Genomic DNA, 18,315 nt, shown 5'->3' with positions numbered 1-18,315 from the left:
TTCCGCCAGGCCGTGGCCGGGCAGTTCGACGGCCGGCCGACCCTGCGCCAGGTCGCCAGTGCGCAGCTACTGCGCGTGCTGCTGCCGCACCTGCCATGGTTGGCCAACACCACGCCAGCCCTGACAAATGCTGACCCACTGATGCTGGACAGCCCAGACCCCGCTACTGCGTATTGGACCACCACACCCTTTGTGGATCGGGTTCTGGAAGCCTTGCTCGACCCTCAGGCGTTGAGCCTGGCGCCACTGGCGGATGGGCGCCATTACAACCTCGGGCTCACCGGCAGCCATCGTTTTGCCGGCTCGTCGAGCGAGTTCGACACCCGGCAATTGCCTGACTTGTCAGCTGCCCTGAACCAGCTGGTTGAGGACTTGCCACGACACTTCTGCGAGGCCCAGCTCGAGTTCTGGCGAGGCAAGGGCAGCGCCGGGGTGAGTCGCGACGAATGGTTGCAGTTGCTGCTCAAGCTCGCGCTACTGCGCAGCTTGCCCTGGCAGGGACTGGACCCGCAGGAGCAGGCCTGTATCCGCGGCCTGCTGCACGGCGGTGATGAGCAGCCCGCGGTGTACTTCGTGCAGGCCCGGCTGACCAGTGCCTCCATGCAATACGATCAACTGCAATGCCAGATGCTGATAGCCGCCGAGTGGGATGAGCGTGAGGTCATCCTGTGGTGCGCACCTTCGGGGATAGTACGCAGTTTCGAGTCGTTGCACGCGTTTGGCCTGGCCTTGCGTGACGAACTGGCGCAACGCTACGCCTTCGAACGGATGAGTTGGCAACGCTATCCCGCCACCGGCAATGTGTTTGCCCAGCAGGTCTCGCTGCTGCTCGATACGGTGCTCGCCAGGGTCGAGCTTGCGCGTTATGCCGATATCCAGGATGTTCCGGCCCTTGAGCAGCGTTTTGACCAGCTTGGCGACCCTTCTTCGTGGTTCGTGGGGTACCCGGATGAAACCCCGGCAGTGCAACCTCCCCCTGGGTTGATGGCCAGTGCGCAGGACAGTTTTGCCTGCAGCGCTGCCTTGCTGCAACTCGCGCTTTACCAGCTCGACTCGGGTGGGGTCTCAGCACTGGATGGCGTTCAATCGCTGACCGATTACGCCCGTCAACGGCTGACCAGGCAGATCCGCGAGGATCACGGGGCAGACAGCTCGCCGGACGATCTTGTATTCGACCTTTACCTGGCCCGTGGGATCCCTGGTGGGGCGGGCACAGGCACCGGCGGCGGCGAGCCATTGGCCTTCGCCGGGAGCAAGACGCTCACCGAATTTGCCATTGGCAACCTCGCGTCGCTCAAGGGGGCGGCAATCGAGCGCATTTACCTGCGTGGCGGGGGTGAGGCACCGGCATGGCTCGATGCCGACGCCGCCAGAGCCCTCGTGACCAAAGTGGATATCGGTAGCCATTATCCTGCCTATGTCGCGGCGCAACTGGACGATCCGGTCAAGCGCGCGGACCGGGTCACGCGCCTGGGGCGGGAATGGCGTGCAGCACTGCTGGCCGCTGCACTCACTGCCAAGATGGACGGCAAGATCAAAGAGTCAGGCCTGCAATGCGTGGTCGACTATTGTGCGGGGCACGTCGACCCCGACGCGCCGCGCATGATCCTGTTTCCGCTGGCGTTCAGGCGTAGCGCAGCGTCCAGGGTCACGGACCCGGTACGCTGCATGTACATTCTGTTTTGCGCGGAACCCTCGCTGGTGTTGCTGTACCGGCCCTTGTTCGCCAAAGACACGCTGCGTGAATATGCCAGCCTCTCGGCTTTGCTCGAACACGTGCGTGAATCGGAGATTTTGCAGGAGAGTATTCTCGACTGGATGCAGCCCAGCGCCAGGCCTGTCTACGACCATGGTGGTTTCCGCGAACCGCACATCAGCGTCATCGGCATCGACCCCTATGCGCTGCCTGAGCGTCCGGAACCTGCCAGGCTGGCGATCGAATTCTGGCGTAGCAACATTGACGAGAAACTTTATACAGCCAATCGGGACCTGCTGCTGACGCTCGCTGATGAACAGTCTGTGTCCAACGCCGAGAGCCGCTGGCAGACCTTGTGCGAGGGGGCATGGCTGTTGTTCGATGTCGTGACCTTGGCGCTTCGGGGGCCTGTGGCCTCGGTGGCCTGGTTGGTGCAATTGCTCAACGCGTTGCAGCAAGACATTGAGGCCTTGGAGCGTGGCAATGAGTTTGATCGGTCGGCGGCAACGGTTGACCTGATATTGAACCTGGGCATGGTGTTGCTGCATGCCAGGCAACCCGCCAAAGCCTTTCCCGCCTATGCATTGCCCGGTGCGGCGGAGGTCGAGGGGCCTGAGGCGCAGCGCGGCGCATTTGCCGAAATTGCAATCGCGCCTATCGAGGAAACGCCTGCGCCTGGCCAAGCGCTGCCGAGCCGCTGGCTCGATTTTTCATGGCGAGGTCAGAGTGGCTTCAATTGGTTGTCGCGCGAACAGCGCGAAGCACTCAGGGCCATGCGTGCACCGGTCTCGCTTGCGGGCGTGCAGCCCTTGAACCAAGGTACGGCGACGGGCTTGTACCTGATCGACGGCGATCATTATGTAGCCCTGGCCAGTGATACCTACCGCGTGGAGCGGTTGCCAGAGGGTGTACGGGTGGTCGATGGTGGCGGAGCCGCGGGGCCCTGGCTGCGTTTCGTCGACGGCGCGTGGCGTGTGGACACGGCGCTTGGTCTGCGGGGTGGCATGGGGCCAAAATTTACTCAAGAGAGGCTGGGTGCTCGGTTTCGCGACTTGCACCAAAAGATAAGTCGCCTTGACAACCGCGCCCGGGAGGCCAGAGAGCAAGCCGGGCCTTTTGCCAGGGCTGCGCAGGAATTGCGCGAAAAACTGCTGAAACTCAGGGAACTTCGGGCCAACGCATCCGAAAGGCTGGCCGCGTTGCCCGCCGAAGACGAGGCGGGGAAGTCGCAGTTGTGCACAACGCTCGCGCTTTACGATGAGCGCAAGATTACGTTCGAGCAGGACCACTTCACACAGATGAACCTGATGCTGAAGGAGCTGGAAGCTGCGGTCGGCGCCGATATTGAAATACTGGCGCTGCACGCGACCATGCGAGAAGACAAATTTGCCCGTGAGCGGGAAAAGGGGGGCTGGGACGGGGTGCTTGCCGAGCACGATAAAGTTGTTCGCAACAGCGCTATCAACGATGCCGAGATTATTTTCACCGAGCTCTGGAGCCTTGCGAATTACCCCGAACTTGTGGAGATGCAAAACGCGCTGGATGGGCGGCCAGTTCGTGAATTCGCGGATTTGTATGAGAAGTTGCGCGTCAAACAGCAAGTCGTGATCGACGTGCAGGATCGCATGTTGGTCGGGAGTGAGCAGCTGGATCAATTGTTGACCGAAACGCCGGAAGATTTCGAGGTACAGGATTGGGGGGGCAACGCCAAACGCACCGTCGCAGACATAATTGCCAAGCGCCGCGTCAGTACAGTTCAACTGCGTTTACACCAAGTGGTGAATCTGGCCGAGCTGGCGCTGCACCTGGAAAGCGACCGGCCAGACGTACTTGCAGGCTACAAAGCTGCCCTGGCCAGCTCAAGCCTGCGCAACGCGGCCGAAGCCCACGGCGAGCTGGCCTTCTCCAACCTGCCGGCGCAGGACAGGGTTGTCATCCTCCACGAAGCCTGGGACGAATACAGTGCTGCACTGGTCAACAGCGATCGCGTTTGCCGAGAGGGTGGGGCGTTGATCGAACCGGCCATGATCAAGCGCTATCGGGAGCACATCAGCAAACTCAAGCTCGATGTGAACGTACGTCTGGGCATAGCGTATGATGAGCAGGATCACCCCCTTCTACCGACCGGGCGTAGGCCTTATCCGGCGTCCCTCGTGCCGCAGCGGTTGGTGCGTAATGCCCAGGGCCAACTGATGATCGGCAACCTTATCGAAGGGCAATCCTTGCTCGAGGTGCGTGAGAAGATCAGCGATAAGGTATTGGCCACCTTTGAACAAGTAGATGGCGAGTGGCGCGAGGTCCAGCAGCCATCGTTACCCGACGAAGCCCCCCTAGCCGATCTCGCTAGTTGGGTGCAGTCCCTACTGAATAAGAGCAATGACCATCGAGCCTCAGCCAAGGCCTATGTCAAGATCGATATCAGCGGGTCGCTGGTGGCCAGGATATACGATCTTCAGCTGAACAAACTGACCGAGGCAGTGAGCGTAGTGCGCGATGCCGGTGGCGACGATGCGCTGATCAGGACCTTGGAACAGGAAGTGGATACGCTGCGTACAGAGAAGGAGGTGCAACTGACCACCCTGTACACCCACACCAGCCGCCCCACTGCCGAAGCCCTGCGCTTTCTTCACGATTTGAAGGCGATCAAGGTCGTATACCTCAAGCGGCATGTCATGGCGGACGGTAGCGCTTTCGATGAGTACCTGGTCCAGCTCTTGTCAAACAACCGTAAACTCTGGGCTGTGCATTTCCATTTGCGGTCGCAGGCTGCCTACGCCCGGGATTTTACTTCGGGGCACCTGAAGGTGTGGGCCCAGCGTTACCTGAGCAGCCAGGTTGCCAGGGATACAGGGCAGCAGCTTTACCGCGGCAAGCTGACATTACAGCAAGCCACGGGGATCATTCCTTTCGATCGTCCAACAGCACAGTAGGTTCGGGGCGGCTTGCTTCTGGCCGAACCCAGGTTCATCGGTTGCTGTAGCGGCCCTGCCGGCCATGTGCCGGCATGGCCTGGTTGCTCCGCTCGGCAATCATCTGTGGCAGACCCAGCAGCGTGATGCCCTGGCTTTTCAGGCGGGGCAGTTCGCGGGCCAGCACCTCCAGCGTTTGCGGGTAAGGGTGGCCGATCAGCACTGCCGAGCCTTGCTTGTGCGCCAGGGCCACGCCTTGTTGCAACTGCCCGGCAATGGCTTCGGTGGTGCGCACGTCATCGAGAAACACATCCCGCGAGACATGCGCCAGGCCTTGCGCCTGTGCTTCTGCAGCCGCGACGGTGGCGGCACTGGTACGGCTGTCGACGAAGAACAGGTGGCGGCGCTGCAATTCGCCCATCAGCCAGGCCATGGGTTCGCGCTGGGCCGTCATGCGGCTGCCCATATGGTTGTTGATGCCGGCCGCGTAAGGCACCTTGAGCAGCGCGCTGTCCAGGCGCCGGGCCAGCTCTTCGCCGGCGATGCCGGGGTGCCAGGCGTAGGGCCCGGTGGCCGGGTCCATGGGCATGTGCAGGATCACCGTTTTGCCTGCCTTGTGCGCTTGGCGGGCGAAGTCGGTTGCATGCGGGGTGTCGGGCATGATGGCCATGGTCACCGGGCCGGGTAGGGCCAAGGTGCGGCTGTCCCGCTCGGGGCTCTGGCCAAGGTCGTCGATGATGATGCTCATGTAGGCCTTGCCGGCCGGCGCCGCTTGCGCGACCCCGGCCAACAGGCAGAACACCAGGCACAGCAGGTACCGCACGGGCTGGATCATTTGCCCGAGGTGATGTTGAGGCCTTTGAGCAGGCTCAGTGCCTGGCTCAGTTGGAAGTCGTCGTCCTGTGGACGCTCCTTGCGCTTGCTGCTGCCGGTCGGGCGGTCGGCGCCGCCGTTACCGTTGCCCAGGTGGCCCTGCAGGTCGGCTTCCTTGAAGTTGTCGGTGTCGACCTCGGCAGTGAGCTTGGCCTGACGTACTTCGATGTCGGGGACGATACCCTGGGCCTGGATCGAACGGCCATTGGGGGTGAAGTACAGTGCGGTGGTCAGCTTCAGGGCGCGGTCATTGGCCAATGGCAGCACGGTTTGTACCGAGCCTTTGCCGAAGCTGTCGGTGCCCATCAGCACGGCGCGCTTCTGGTCTTGCAGTGCGCCCGCTACAATTTCCGAAGCCGAGGCGCTGCCGCCGTTGATCAGCACCACCAGTGGCACCCCTTCGCTGGCGTCGGCCGGGTCGGCCGAGAAGCGCAGTTCGGAATTGGCGATGCGGCCCTTGGTGTAGACGATCAGGCCCTTGGTGAGGAAGTGGTCGGCCACTTCCACGGCCGATTGCAGCACGCCACCCGGGTTGTTGCGCAGGTCGAGCACCACCCCGCGCAGTTTCTTGCCGTTGTCCTTGCGCAGCTTGGCCAGGGCTTTGCCCACCTCGTCGCCGGTCTTGACCTGGAACTGGGTGATGCGGATATAGCCGTAGTCGTTTTCCAGCAGCTGGCTCTTCACGCTCTTGACCTGGATCACCGCGCGGGCCAGGGTCACGTCGAAGGGGTTACCGCCGTCGCGGACCAGGGTCAGGGTGATTTTGTCGCCGACCTTGCCGCGCATCTTGTCCACCGCTTCGGTCATGGTCTGGCCGCGGGTCGGGGCGCCGTTGATCTTGACGATCAGGTCGCCGGCCTGGACGCCTGCACGCGAGGCCGGGGTGTCATCGATCGGCGAGACCACCTTGATGAAGCCGTCTTCCTGGCCCACTTCGATACCCAGCCCACCGAATTCGCCGCTGGTGCTTTCCTGCAGTTCCTGGAAGTCCTCGGGGCCTAGGTAGGCCGAGTGTGGGTCGAGGTTGCTGAGCATGCCCTTGATGGCATTCTCCAGCAGGGTCTTGTCGTCTACCGGCTCGACATAGGCCGCCTTGATGCGGTCCATGACTTCGGCGAAGGTGCGCAGCTCTTCCAGTGGCAGTGGCGCCTTGGCAGTGACCTCGGTGGCCGGCACAGCTGCCGCCTTGGCCGGCTCCGCGGCAGTGGCCAGGGGCGCGCCGACCGCCAGGGCGATGGACAGGGCCAACTGGGTGAGACGAGGCGAGTGCAGCATGTCGAACGGACTCCTGATCCTGTAAGCGCTCCCTGCGGAGCATCGGTGCAGCGTTTGGGCCGCGCCGTAGAAAGTTGACTAACCCCGGCACCACTGCGAAGGGTCGGTAGGCCGGCCCTGCTGGCGGATGGCGAAGTACAAGCCTGCCGCGTCCTGGCCACCGCTGTCGCCGACGGTGGATATGGCTTCACCGGCCTTGACGATGTCACCGGCGCTTTTCAGCAGGCTCTGGTTATGGCCGTACAGGCTCAGGTAACCGTTGCCATGATCGAGAATGACCAGAAGCCCGGCGCCGCGCAACCAGTCGGCGAACACCACACGCCCGCCGTGCACGGCGCGCACTTGTGTGCCGGGGTTGGCGCTGATCATCACGCCGTCCCATTTGGCCCGGGCATCGTTGCCGCGTGCATCGCCGAAGCGTGCCAGCAATCGACCATTGACTGGCCAAGGAAGTTTGCCCCGTGCTGCAGAAAATGCACCGCCGTAGTTGGCACCGTCGCTGGAAACCATCGGCCCGAGGGTGGTACGGGCCTTTTTCGGCGGCTCTGCCGGCGCTTCAGGCTCGCGCGCCTGGTCGCGCGCAGCGGCGGCCAGGGCCTCTTGCTGCCGGCGTTTTTCCGCTTCCTGCTGCGCCAGCAGGGCTTTCTTGCGTGCCTCTTCAGCCTCGCGGGCCTGGCGTGCCAGGGTTTCCTCGATGGTCTTGAGGACTTTGGCCAGGTCGGCCTGGTCCTGCTGACGGGCCTGGAGCTTCTGGTCGCGGTCTTTCATGTCGCTATTGAGCTTGGCCAATACCTGCTGGCGCTTGCCGCGTTCGCTCTCCAGGGCCTGGCGGCGGCTGTCGAGGTCGGCGCGCTGGGCCAGCAACTGTTGCTGCTGGGCAGACATTTGCTGCTCGACACTGGCCAGCTGGCGGAGGGTTTCGTTGAAGGTGCGCAGCTGCTCCAGGCGCGCCTTGCTCATGTAGTCGTAGTAGGTCAGGGTGCGGGCGAATTTCTCTGGGTTCTGCTGGTTGAGCAGCAGCTTGAGGTATTCCTCGCGACCGTTGTTCTGGTAGGCCGAGCGGGCTTGAATGGCGATCAGCCGTTGCTGTTCAACGCGGGCGGTCTGGAGTTTTTTTTTCTCGGTTTCAAGGCGCTCCAGCTCGCCCTCGGTCTTTTTTAGTGCTTGCTGCAGTGCCTCCACCTGCTTTTCGAGGTTGCCGATGTCAGTCTCGGTGGCTTTCAGGTCCTTTTGCACACCGGCTTTTTCTTCCTGGAGCTTGCCCAGTGTTTTCTTGAGCTCGGCAATGTCCTGGCGGGTGGCGTCCAGTTGCTGCTGGGTCTGTGCGCGCTCATCGGCGAAGGCCGGGCTGAGCAGGCATGACAAGGCTAGGAAGATCAGGGCGCGAAGCATGGGGTTTGGCGTACCAAGGATGGAGACTGGCCTAGTATGCCCGCCTGGGCGGGCAAATTGAATCAGCTGCAAACGTGAAGCTACAAGCGGCAAGAAAAAGCGCGCCACCTCTCGCTTGCAGCTTGCAGCTTGCAGCTTGCAGCTGTCAGGCGTCTACCAGAATCGAAGTGCCGGTCATTTCGGCAGGCTTGTCCAGCCCCAGCAGCTTCAACATGGTCGGCGCAACATCGGCCAGCACGCCGCCATCACGCACTTTCACGTTGCGCTTGCCGACGTAGATGAACGGCACCGGCTCGGTGGTGTGTGCGGTGTGGGCCTGGCCGGTGGACTCGTCTTCCATCTGCTCGACGTTCCCGTGGTCGGCGGTGATCAGCGCTTCGCCACCGACCTTGTCCAGCGCCTCGACAATGCGGCCAACGCAGTTGTCCAGCGCTTCGACAGCCTTGACTGCCGCTTCGAACACGCCGGTGTGGCCGACCATGTCACCGTTGGCGTAGTTGACCACGATCACGTCGAAGCGCTGTTGCTCGATGGCTTCGACAATGCGGTCGGTCACTTGCGGTGCGCTCATTTCCGGCTGCAGGTCGTAGGTGGCGACCTTCGGCGATGGGATCAGGATGCGCTCTTCGCCTTCGAATGGCTCTTCGCGGCCACCGGAGAAGAAGAAGGTGACGTGGGCGTATTTTTCGGTTTCGGCGATACGCAGTTGGGTCTTGCCGTGCTTTGCCAGGTACTCGCCCAGTACATTGTTCAGGCTGGACGGGGCAAAGGCAGCGGGTGCCGGGATTTTCGCCGAATACTGGGTCAGGCCGATGTAGGCCGCCATTTTTGGCAGGCGTGCACGGGCGAATTCGGTGAAATCGGGCTCGACGAAGGCGCGCGACAACTCGCGAGCGCGGTCGGCGCGGAAGTTCATGAAGATCACGGCATCGCCGTCTTCGACCTTGACTGCTGCGCCAATGCGCGTGGCCTTGACGAACTCGTCGCTCTCGTCACGGGCGTAGGCCGCTTGCAGGCCTGCCACGGCGGTGTCAGCGGTGTATTCGGCGCTGCTGTCGACGATCAGGTTATAGGCGGCGCTGACGCGGTCCCAGCGGTTGTCGCGGTCCATGGCGTAGTAGCGGCCGATCAGGCTGGCGATGCGGCCTTTGCCCAGCTTGGCGAAGGTGGCGTCGAGCAGCTCGATGGACGACTGCGCGCTACGTGGCGGGGTGTCACGGCCATCGAGGAAGGCGTGCAGATAGATTTTTTCCGCGCCGCGCTGCGCGGCCAGTTCGGCCATGGCAACGATGTGGTCCTGGTGGCTGTGCACGCCACCATCGGACAGCAGGCCAAGGATGTGCACGGCCTTGCCGGCACCGGCAGCCTTGTCCACCGCACCGGTGAGCACCGGGTTCTGGAAGAACTCACCGTCGCGGATGGCCTTGGTCACCCGGGTGAAGTCCTGATAGACGACGCGGCCCGCGCCCAGGTTCATGTGACCGACTTCGGAGTTGCCCATCTGCCCGTCCGGCAGGCCGACATCCATGCCCGAGCCGGAAATGAGGCCATGCGGCTGGCTGGCGCGCAGGCGGTCGTAGACCGGCGTGTTAGCGGCGTAGATGGCGTTGTATTCAGGGCTTTCGCTGTGGCCGAAGCCATCCAGGATGATCAGGACCAGGGGTTTGGGCGTACTCGTCATCAATCAAACTCACGGTTGTTCAAAGATGATAAAGAAACGCATTTTAGGGCAAATACGCCACGTGCGGCGAATAATCGTCCCATCCCCCGACCGGCGCGCGCGCAATGGCAACATGAAGCTGGTCTGGTGGCCGGCCCGTCGGGCTTTGGTGGTACCAAGGGGCTGTGTATACTGGCCGGCATTTTCAATCGCCTGGAACACCGCTGATGGTTGCTCACCTGATTCAATTCGCGACAGATCACTACATCCTGGTTGCGATCTTCTTCATTCTGCTGGCCCTGCTGCTCATCAATGAAATCCGCCGTGGCGGGCAGAGCCTGAGCAACGGTCAGCTGACTGCCCTGGTCAATGCCGACAAGGCACTGGTGATCGATATCCGCCCGGCCAAGGAGTATTCCGCCGGTCACATCGTGGGTGCGGTGAACATTCCGCAGGACAAGCTGGCCAACCGCATGGCCGAGCTGGACAAGCACAAAGAGAAGACCCTGATCGTCGTCGACGCGATGGGCCAGCAGTCCGGCAGCATTTGCCGCGATCTGCTCAAGGCCGGTTACAACGCCGCCAAACTGAGCGGTGGCGTTTCCAGCTGGAAAGCCGATAACCTGCCCCTGGTGAAGTGATATGAAGCCCGTCATCGTTTATTCCAGCGACTACTGCCCCTACTGCATGCGTGCCAAGTACCTGCTCGAGAGCAAGGGCGTGGCATTCGAGGAAATCAAGGTCGACGGCAAACCGCAACTGCGTGCCGAGATGGCCCAGAAAGCCGGCCGCACGTCGGTGCCGCAGATCTGGATCGGCAGCACCCATGTCGGTGGATGCGATGACCTCTATGCCCTGGAGCGCGCCGGCAAGCTCGACGCGTTGCTGGCGGCCTGATTTGCACTGCATTCGAAAACATTAGGATAAGGATCTGCCATGACTGACCAACAGACCAACGGCGCTGCTGCTGAAGACAACAGCCCTCAGTTCTCCCTGCAGCGTATCTATGTGCGCGACCTGTCGTTCGAGGCCCCGAAAAGCCCGCAGATCTTCCGTCAGACCTGGGAGCCGAGCGTTGCCCTGGACCTGAACACCAAGCAAAAGGCCCTGGAAGGCGACTTCCATGAGGTGGTGCTGACCCTGTCGGTCACCGTGAAGAACGGCGACGAAGTCGCGTTCATCGCTGAAGTGCAGCAGGCGGGTATCTTCCTCATCGCCAACCTCGATGCTGCTTCTATGAGCCACACGCTGGGTGCGTTCTGCCCGAACATCCTGTTCCCGTATGCCCGCGAGACCCTGGACAGCCTGGTGACCCGTGGTTCGTTCCCGGCGCTGATGCTGTCGCCGGTCAACTTCGACGCCCTGTACGCGCAAGAAATGCAGCGCATGCAGGAAGCCGGCGAAGCGCCAACCGTTCAGTAACTGCTGCCGGTATCGGAAAAGCGCCTCTAGGGGCGCTTTTTTGTTGGCTGTGTGGGAAGCCGCACGTGGTCCCTGTGGGAGCCGGCTTGCCGGCGATAGGGCCAGTGCAGGCTTACACATCAGCTCCCGGCAAATCCGTTCTGCCGCCAGGCCTCATACACCGTCACCGCCACCGTGTTGGACAGGTTCAGGCTGCGGCAGCCTGGGCGCATGGGTAGGCGCAGGCGTTGCTCGGCGGGCAGGCTGTCGAGGACTTCTGCCGGCAGCCCGCGGCTCTCCGGCCCGAACAGGAACGCGTCACCCGGCTCGTACGCGACCTCGTGGAACGGGTGCGAGCCCTTGGTGGTAAAGGCGAACAGCCGTGGGTTGCCCAGGCTTTCCAGGCATTCGGCCAGGCTCTGGTGGCGCTTGAGCGTGGCATACTCGTGGTAATCCAGCCCCGCGCGGCGCAGGCGCTTGTCATCCAGTTCGAAGCTGATGGGTTCGATCAGGTGCAGGTGGCAGCCGCTGTTGGCGCACAGGCGAATGATATTGCCGGTATTCGGCGGAATTTCTGGTTGAAAAAGGATGACGTGAAACATGCACGGCTCCAAGCAAGAGGATGACGGGCATTCTACCCCCGAACCGGATGTGCGTTCGAAGGCGTTGCCGCGCATGCTGCTGTCGCTGGCGATCGTCGGGGTGATGGTGGGGCTGATGATCGGCCGCCTGACCGCCCCTGTAGAGCGCCAGTTGCAGCAGGTAGAGGTGTTGCCGGATGGGCTGGCGCTGTGGTTCAACGAAGAACCCAAGCTGCATGCCGAGAACGTCCAAGGCACAGTGGCTGTGCTGTTCCAGGCCCAGGGCACGGCCCGGCAGGGCCAATTGAGCCTGAACGGCAAACCGGTAAGCTGGCGGCTGCAGAACAGCCAGGAGGGGTTGTTGCTGACGGTGGTGGCCGCGCGCCCCCTGCACGGCCAATGGGCCGGTGCAGAAGACGCTGGACGCTGGCGGCTGCAGGTGAGCCTGCAGGAATAAAAGAGGGGATATCCCGGCCTGCCTGTACCAGGGTCCCCAAAAGGGCTACGGCGTACTGCGTGTAAAGGGGGGATGGCCCGGCCTGCCTGTACCGAGGTCCCCAAAAACGGCGGTGTTGCTAATAAAAGAGGGGTTCACCCGGCCTGCCTGTACCAGGGCCCCCGAAACTGGGTATGTATTAGCTATTGCAGGGGGCGTGCCAATTTTGCAAAACCCGGAAATACTGGGCTTTGAGGGGGATTCGGCCGGTTTTTGAGGGGGTTTGTGCCTTGGCGAGGTGCAGCGGGCACAGGAACGGTGCATCGGAAGGCTGAAACAGCTGGGGCCGCTTTGCGGCCTTGTCGCGGCACAAGGCCGCTCACAATGGGCGGGGGTGGCCGGCAGTCCTGCGGAGCCGGGCCGGCATCATCAATCGATGTAGGAGCGGGTTCACCCGCGAATACGGTAGTACCGGCAATGCACAATGCCTGGCAGAAACTGGCCCGCAGGCCCGGCCCTTTCGCGGGTGAACCCGCTCCTGCAGGTAACCCATCAGCCCGGAGGCACAGATGGTCCGTGTAGGAGCGGCCTTGTGTCGCGAAAGGGCTGCGCAACAGCCCCAAAGATCTCGAGGGTTAACCTAGCGCTCAGTGCTCGTCACCTTCCTCGTCATCGCCACCCGCCACATTCATCCCCAGTTCCTTGATCTTGCGGGTCAGGGTGTTGCGGCCCCAGCCCAGCAACAGCGCCGCATCGCGGCGCCGGCCGGCGGTGTGCTTGAGGGCGGTCTCGATCATGATCCGCTCAAAGCTTGGCACCGCGCTGTCCAGCAGGTTGGATTGCCCACGCGCCAATGCCTGGTCAGCCCACTGGCGCAGCGCCTGCTCCCAGTTGGTCACGGGGGCAGCGTCCTGGGGCAGGTTCAGCAACTCCGGCGGCAAGTCACCAATCAGTACCTCGCGGCTGGAGGCCATGACGGTGATCCAGCGGCAGGTGTTCTCCATCTGCCGCACGTTGCCCGGCCATGGCAGGTTGCGGATGAACTCCTCGGTTTCCGGCTTGAGCACCTTCGGCTCGACCGCCAGCTCTTGAGCGGCACGGGCAAGGAAATGGCGGGCGAGTGCGGGGATGTCTTCGCGCCGGTCAGCCAACCTCGGGATATGGATGCGAATCACGTTCAGGCGGTGGAACAAGTCTTCGCGGAACTTGCCAGCCTGCACCAGTGACTCGAGGTTCTGGTGAGTAGCGGCGATGATACGCACGTCTACCTTGACCGGCACGTGGCCGCCGACCCGGTAGAACTCGCCATCTGCCAGCACCCGCAGCAGGCGGGTCTGGGTTTCGGCGGGCATGTCGCCGATCTCGTCGAGGAACAGGGTGCCCCCATCTGCCTGCTCGAAGCGCCCCCGGCGCAGGTTGGCGGCGCCAGTGAAAGCGCCTTTTTCGTGGCCGAACAGCTCGGACTCCATCAGGTCCTTGGGGATGGCGGCCATGTTCAGGGCAATGAACGGTGCCGCTGCGCGCGGGCTGTGGCGGTGCAGGGCGTGGGCTACCAGTTCTTTGCCGGTACCGGACTCGCCATTGATCAGCACGGTGATGTTGGAGTGGCTGAGGCGGCCAATGGCGCGGAACACCTCCTGCATCGCCGGGGCTTCACCGATGATCTCGGGCGTGCGTGCCAGGCTTTGTGGCACGTCCAGCCCTTGCTGCTCCTGGGCGTGCTGGTTGGCCCGCTTGACCAGCGAAACCGCCTCGTCCACGTCGAACGGCTTGGGCAGGTACTCGAAAGCGCCGCCTTGGTACGATGCCACGGCGCTGTCCAGGTCGGAATGGGCGGTCATGATGATGACCGGCAGGCGTGGGTGCTGCTCGCGAATCTGCGCCAGCAGGTCGAGGCCGCTGGCCCCCGGCATGCGGATGTCGGAAATGATCACGTCCGGCTGCTGGCGGGCCAGGCGGCCCATGACACCGTCTGCGCTATCGAAGCTCTGGGTGGTCATGCCTTCCTGTTGCAGGGCTTTTTCCAGGACCCAGCGGATGGAGCGATCATCGTCGACGATCCATACGGTTTCACTTCGGCTCATGAGGCGGTGGCTCCTTGTTCCAGAGGCAGGTAGATCGAGAAGGCGGTATGGCCAGCGTGGCTTTCACACTCGATCAGGCCCTGGTGCTGGCTGATGATGTTCTGGGTAATGGCCAGGCCGAGCCCGGTACCGTCCGGGCGACCGCTGACCATGGGATAGAAGAGGGTGTCTTGCAGTTCCAGCGGGATGCCCGGGCCGTTGTCGATGATCTCCACCCGGGCCACCAGGCGATGGCGCACGTGGCCGATGGTGAACTGGCGCAAGGCGCGGCTGCGCAAGGTGATGCGGCCCAGGCGCAGTTCGTTCTGCGAACTGATCGCCTGCATGGCGTTGCGCACGATATTGAGCACGGCCTGGATCATCTGTTCGCGGTCGATCAGGACATCCGGCAGGCTTGGGTCGTAGTCGCGCACCAATGTGATGCAGCCCTGGCTTTCGGCTTCGACCAGGCTGCAGACCCGCTCCAGTACTTCATGGATGTTGGTCATGGCCAGCGAGGGCAGCTTGTTCGAGCCCAGCATGCGGTCGACCAGGTTGCGCAGGCGGTCGGCCTCTTCGATGATCACATTGGTGTAGTCGCGCAGGCCGTCCTCGGGCAGCTCGCGGGCCAGCAGCTGGGCGGCGCCGCGGATGCCCCCGAGGGGGTTCTTGATTTCGTGAGCCAGGCCCCGCACCAGCATCTTGGTGGTTTCCTGTTTGCTCAGTTGCGCCTCTTCCTTGGTGATGCGCAGCAGCCGGTCGCGCGGATGCACCTCCAGCAGCAGCAGGGTCTGGCCCTGGTGCAGGATTGGCGTTACCGCATAGTCGACCGTGATCGTCTGCCCGGTCAGGGACGTCAGTTGTGCTTCGCGTTTGGTAAACGGGTGCGCCTGTTCCACCGCCTGGCGCAACGAGCTGAGCGCCTCGGTCGATTCAGTGAACAGTTCGCTGATGAACTGCCCGTGACTGCGCTGGCCACTGACCGCCAGCAACATTTCTGCAGCTGGGTTCATGTATTCCAGGCGCAGCTCACCGTTGAGCAATAGCGTGGCGGTGGTCAGGTTGTCCAGAAGCAGACGGTGCTGTGCATCGCTGATGGTCATAAGGCGTCGTTGACCTCTTTTGGCGCTTGTCTGGCAGGGTGCAGCCAGAACCCGGGGCGCAGTGAATCCGCTGATTCCAGTTTCAGTGCATAAAATGCAAGAAACAAACCAAAGCTCCGAAAAGAAGCGGAATTGTCCGATCAGCACCCGAAATCGCGCAGATTCGCACCAGAATGTTCTGGTTTAACGTTTCTTGTGACCTTTTTTGGGGTGCATTCCAGGGCGTCGCCCGCAAGAATGCACCAATAAGGAGCATAGAGCTTTCAGGATTTATCGCACAGTTGACCGGTGGCGCGAACCAAAGCCTGGTGCAGTGGTTGGGGCGCGGACCGGCCGGCCAGTTCCTTGGCCAGCCGTGTGCTGCAGCCCGCCGCGGGCTCACGGTCGAAGGCTGCCAGCCTTTGCAGCAGTGTGCCCTGCAGGTCATCCAGTTGCGGGCGGATGTCTGTCTGCAAGTCGCGGCGTTGCGTGTGCGGCGCCGCGCCCTCGCGGTGCCAGTCGGACAGCAGGGTGTATTGCAGCAACTTGTTGGCTTCCATCTGGTCGGCGAAAAACGCCTCGGCGCGTTGTGGTGCCAGGCCGTGGCCAGGTGCGGCAGCACGGACATTGGCCAGCACCTGTTGCTCGCGCAGCGTTGCCTGCACGGGCTGGCCAGTGTCCCACTTGTGCAGCGCCACGGCTTCAGCCAGGGCCAGGCGACGTTCGATGTTGTCGAGCAGCGCGGACAGCGCCGTATCCGGCGGGGCTTCTGCAGTGCAACCGGTCAGGGCCAATACAGCCACTGCGGCGAAGGGGAAATGACGCATGACAGACCTCCAGAGCATAGGGTGAAGGCCCGAGTGTGGCGGTGTTGGCTGATCCTCGGGGGTAGGACGCTTCCGAAAATAGTGACGGCAGAAACGAAAACGGCCTCCCGAGGGAGGCCGTTTGATCAGCTCACCGGCGCCGGGCGCCGATCAGATCAGCAGCTGTAGTACAGCTCGTATTCCAGCGGGTGCACGAAGGTGCGGACCTTGATTTCTTCTTCGCTCTTGAGCTCGATGAAGGCATCGATGAAGTCGTCGGAGAACACGCCGCCCTTGGTCAGGAACGCACGGCCTTTATCCAGCTCTTCCAGAGCTTCTTTCAGGCTGCCGCACACTTGCGGGATGTTCTTGGCTTCTTCTGGCGGCAGGTCGTACAGGTTCTTGTCGGCCGCGTCGCCTGGGTGGATCTTGTTCTGGATACCGTCCAGGCCAGCCATCAGCAGCGCTGCGAAGGCCAGGTACGGGTTGGCCGATGGGTCCGGGAAGCGGGCTTCGATACGGCGGGCTTTAGGGCTGCCAACGTAAGGAATACGGATCGAAGCGGAACGGTTGCGCGCCGAGTAGGCCAGCATCACCGGGGCTTCGAAACCTGGAACCAGGCGCTTGTACGAGTTGGTCGACGGGTTGGTGAAGCCGTTCAGGGCCTTACCGTGCTTGATGATACCGCCGATGAAGTACAGGGCGGTGTCGGACAGGCCGGCATAGCCTTCGCCGGAGAAGGTGTTCTTGCCGTCTTTCCAGATCGACATGTGCACGTGCATGCCCGAACCGTTGTCGCCGTACAGTGGCTTCGGCATGAAGGTAGCGGTACGGCCGTAGGCGTCGGCAACGTTGTGCACAACGTACTTCAGCGCCTGGACTTCGTCAGCCTTCTTCACCAGGGTGTTGAACTTGACACCGATTTCGTTCTGGCCGGCAGTTGCCACTTCGTGGTGGTGAACTTCGACGGTCTGGCCCATTTCTTCCAGTGCGTTGCACATGGCAGTACGGATTTCGTGGTCGTGGTCGAACGGCGGAACTGGGAAGTAGCCGCCTTTCACGCCTGGGCGGTGGCCTTTGTTGCCGCCTTCCACGTCAGCGCCGGTCATCCACGAGCCTTGCTCGGAGAAGATCTTGAACATCGAGCCGGAGATGTCCGACTGGAACTTGACTTCGTCGAAGATGAAGAACTCGGGCTCCGGGCCGGCGAAGACAGTGTCACCGATGCCGGTGCTCTTCAGGTACTCTTCGGCACGCTTGGCGATGGCACGTGGGTCGCGGTCGTAGCCCTGCATGCTCGACGGGTCGACGATGTCGCAGGTGATGATCAGGGTTGGTTCTTCGGTGAACGGGTCCAGAACGGCGGTTTCGTCAACCGGCATCAGGATCATGTCGGAAGCTTCGATGCCTTTCCAGCCAGCGATGGAGGAACCGTCGAACATCTTGCCGACTTCGAAGAAGTCTTCGTCCAGCGCATCGCGCGCCGGCATGGTCACGTGGTGCTGAGTACCTTTGGTGTCCGTGAAACGCAGATCAATCCACTTGACGTCATGATCTTTGATGAGTTGAACCGACTTCGACATGTTGTCCTCCGGATGGTCTAGAGCGCGGTGGGCCGCTGCCCTGGAAAAAGGGTGTTGCCGGGCGCGGATAGTCGGCCAAGCTTACCTGCCTCACAAGGGAGCAAATTGCATGCCAGTGCCCGAAAATGGCGAGCGCGGGATAAAAGGGGGCGTTTGCAGGCATTTTGCGGGGGGCTGGGCTTGGAATGTGCACTTTTTAGATGCGGGTTTTGGTATTGGTGCACCGGCATGGTGCACGACCTGGAGGGTGTGCTTTCTTTGAGGGCTTCATCGCCTGTGAGATCGAGCGCCGCCCGCGCGGCGCATCGCGAGCTGCGCTCGCTCCTACGTTTGTTTCGGGCCAATTATTCCTGTGGGATTTGTGCGCGAACGCCTTGGCGCATGCCTCATTATCGCGCGGTACAAACAAGGCGGTCGCGCGCACCTGGCACAGGGGTTACTGGCCCGAAACAAACGTAGGAGCGAGCGCAGCTCGCGATGCGCCGCGCGGGCGGCGCTCGGTCTCACGGGCACCAAAAAATCCTGCGCTGACATTTATCTCAAAGCTTCTGATCAAAA

The 18,315-nt window shown here is 62.3% G+C and carries 14 protein-coding genes; 5 read left to right on the top strand and 9 right to left on the bottom strand.

Going from position 1 to position 18,315, the window contains the following annotated elements; translation table 11 throughout:
* The first annotated feature begins 75 nt into the window (after positions 1 to 75).
* The gene (locus tag DMX12_RS11340; RefSeq protein ID WP_256598440.1) at positions 76 to 4,626 is read left to right on the top strand and encodes a dermonecrotic toxin domain-containing protein; all 4,551 of its coding nucleotides are present in this window, start codon (positions 76 to 78) and stop codon (positions 4,624 to 4,626) included.
* Between the two features lie 34 nt (positions 4,627 to 4,660).
* On the opposite strand, the gene DMX12_RS11335 is transcribed toward DMX12_RS11340, so the two are convergent.
* The 4 genes from DMX12_RS11335 to gpmI all read right to left on the bottom strand — a co-directional run bounded on the left by DMX12_RS11335 (position 4,661) and on the right by gpmI (position 9,826).
* Positions 4,661 to 5,428 carry a divergent polysaccharide deacetylase family protein gene (locus DMX12_RS11335; protein ID WP_054912237.1) on the bottom strand — a complete coding sequence of 256 codons (768 nt, stop codon included), beginning with the start codon at positions 5,426 to 5,428 and terminating at the stop codon, positions 4,661 to 4,663.
* Positions 5,429 to 5,436: 8 nt separating this feature from the next.
* Complete coding sequence (locus tag DMX12_RS11330) at positions 5,437 to 6,753, bottom strand: S41 family peptidase (RefSeq protein ID WP_009684994.1); 1,317 nt, start codon at positions 6,751 to 6,753, stop codon at positions 5,437 to 5,439.
* A gap of 78 nt (positions 6,754 to 6,831) precedes the next feature.
* Positions 6,832 to 8,145 (bottom strand): murein hydrolase activator EnvC, encoded by a 1,314-nt coding sequence (locus tag DMX12_RS11325; RefSeq protein ID WP_110677600.1) that lies wholly within the window; start codon positions 8,143 to 8,145, stop codon positions 6,832 to 6,834.
* 145 nt (positions 8,146 to 8,290) lie between these two features.
* On the bottom strand, positions 8,291 to 9,826 hold the full coding sequence (gpmI, locus tag DMX12_RS11320) for a 2,3-bisphosphoglycerate-independent phosphoglycerate mutase (RefSeq protein WP_110677598.1): 1,536 nt from the start codon (positions 9,824 to 9,826) through the stop codon (positions 8,291 to 8,293).
* A gap of 206 nt (positions 9,827 to 10,032) precedes the next feature.
* On the opposite strand from gpmI, the gene DMX12_RS11315 reads away from it, so the two are divergent.
* Genes DMX12_RS11315 through secB form a run of 3 tightly spaced genes read left to right on the top strand, consistent with a single transcriptional unit; the run spans position 10,033 to position 11,227 of the window.
* Complete coding sequence (locus tag DMX12_RS11315) at positions 10,033 to 10,446, top strand: rhodanese-like domain-containing protein (protein ID WP_009684998.1); 414 nt, start codon at positions 10,033 to 10,035, stop codon at positions 10,444 to 10,446.
* Position 10,447: 1 nt separating this feature from the next.
* Positions 10,448 to 10,702 carry a glutaredoxin 3 gene (gene grxC, locus DMX12_RS11310; RefSeq protein ID WP_029886544.1) on the top strand — a complete coding sequence of 85 codons (255 nt, stop codon included), beginning with the start codon at positions 10,448 to 10,450 and terminating at the stop codon, positions 10,700 to 10,702.
* Positions 10,703 to 10,741: 39 nt separating this feature from the next.
* On the top strand, positions 10,742 to 11,227 hold the full coding sequence (gene secB / locus DMX12_RS11305; RefSeq protein WP_009685000.1) for a protein-export chaperone SecB: 486 nt from the start codon (positions 10,742 to 10,744) through the stop codon (positions 11,225 to 11,227).
* 119 nt (positions 11,228 to 11,346) lie between these two features.
* On the opposite strand, the gene trmL is transcribed toward secB, so the two are convergent.
* On the bottom strand, positions 11,347 to 11,808 hold the full coding sequence (gene trmL / locus DMX12_RS11300; RefSeq protein ID WP_110677596.1) for a tRNA (uridine(34)/cytosine(34)/5-carboxymethylaminomethyluridine(34)-2'-O)-methyltransferase TrmL: 462 nt from the start codon (positions 11,806 to 11,808) through the stop codon (positions 11,347 to 11,349).
* Here trmL and DMX12_RS11295 point away from each other — a divergent pair.
* Positions 11,807 to 12,244 carry a hypothetical protein gene (locus tag DMX12_RS11295; protein WP_054905874.1) on the top strand — a complete coding sequence of 146 codons (438 nt, stop codon included), beginning with the start codon at positions 11,807 to 11,809 and terminating at the stop codon, positions 12,242 to 12,244. The two genes, trmL and DMX12_RS11295, sit on opposite strands and share 2 nt — an antisense overlap.
* A gap of 626 nt (positions 12,245 to 12,870) precedes the next feature.
* Here DMX12_RS11295 and ntrC read toward each other — a convergent pair.
* From ntrC to glnA, 4 genes are all read right to left on the bottom strand, one after another.
* Positions 12,871 to 14,307 (bottom strand): nitrogen regulation protein NR(I), encoded by a 1,437-nt coding sequence (gene ntrC, locus DMX12_RS11290; protein ID WP_009685003.1) that lies wholly within the window; start codon positions 14,305 to 14,307, stop codon positions 12,871 to 12,873.
* The gene (gene glnL / locus DMX12_RS11285) at positions 14,304 to 15,389 is read right to left on the bottom strand and encodes a nitrogen regulation protein NR(II) (protein ID WP_009685004.1); all 1,086 of its coding nucleotides are present in this window, start codon (positions 15,387 to 15,389) and stop codon (positions 14,304 to 14,306) included. Before glnL ends, ntrC begins: the two co-directional genes overlap by 4 nt.
* 263 nt (positions 15,390 to 15,652) lie before the next feature.
* Positions 15,653 to 16,195 (bottom strand): chorismate mutase, encoded by a 543-nt coding sequence (locus DMX12_RS11280; protein WP_110677594.1) that lies wholly within the window; start codon positions 16,193 to 16,195, stop codon positions 15,653 to 15,655.
* Positions 16,196 to 16,350: 155 nt separating this feature from the next.
* A complete protein-coding gene (gene glnA, locus DMX12_RS11275) occupies positions 16,351 to 17,757 on the bottom strand; it encodes a type I glutamate--ammonia ligase (RefSeq protein WP_009685006.1) in 1,407 nt (468 codons plus the stop codon).
* Positions 17,758 to 18,315 lie beyond the last annotated feature (558 nt).

Source organism: Pseudomonas sp. MB-090624 (genome assembly GCF_003205245.1).
Lineage (GTDB): Bacteria > Pseudomonadota > Gammaproteobacteria > Pseudomonadales > Pseudomonadaceae > Aquipseudomonas > Aquipseudomonas juntendi.
The sequence above is the reverse complement of the archived record's forward strand: the minus strand, read 5'-3'. Positions and strand labels throughout refer to the sequence as shown.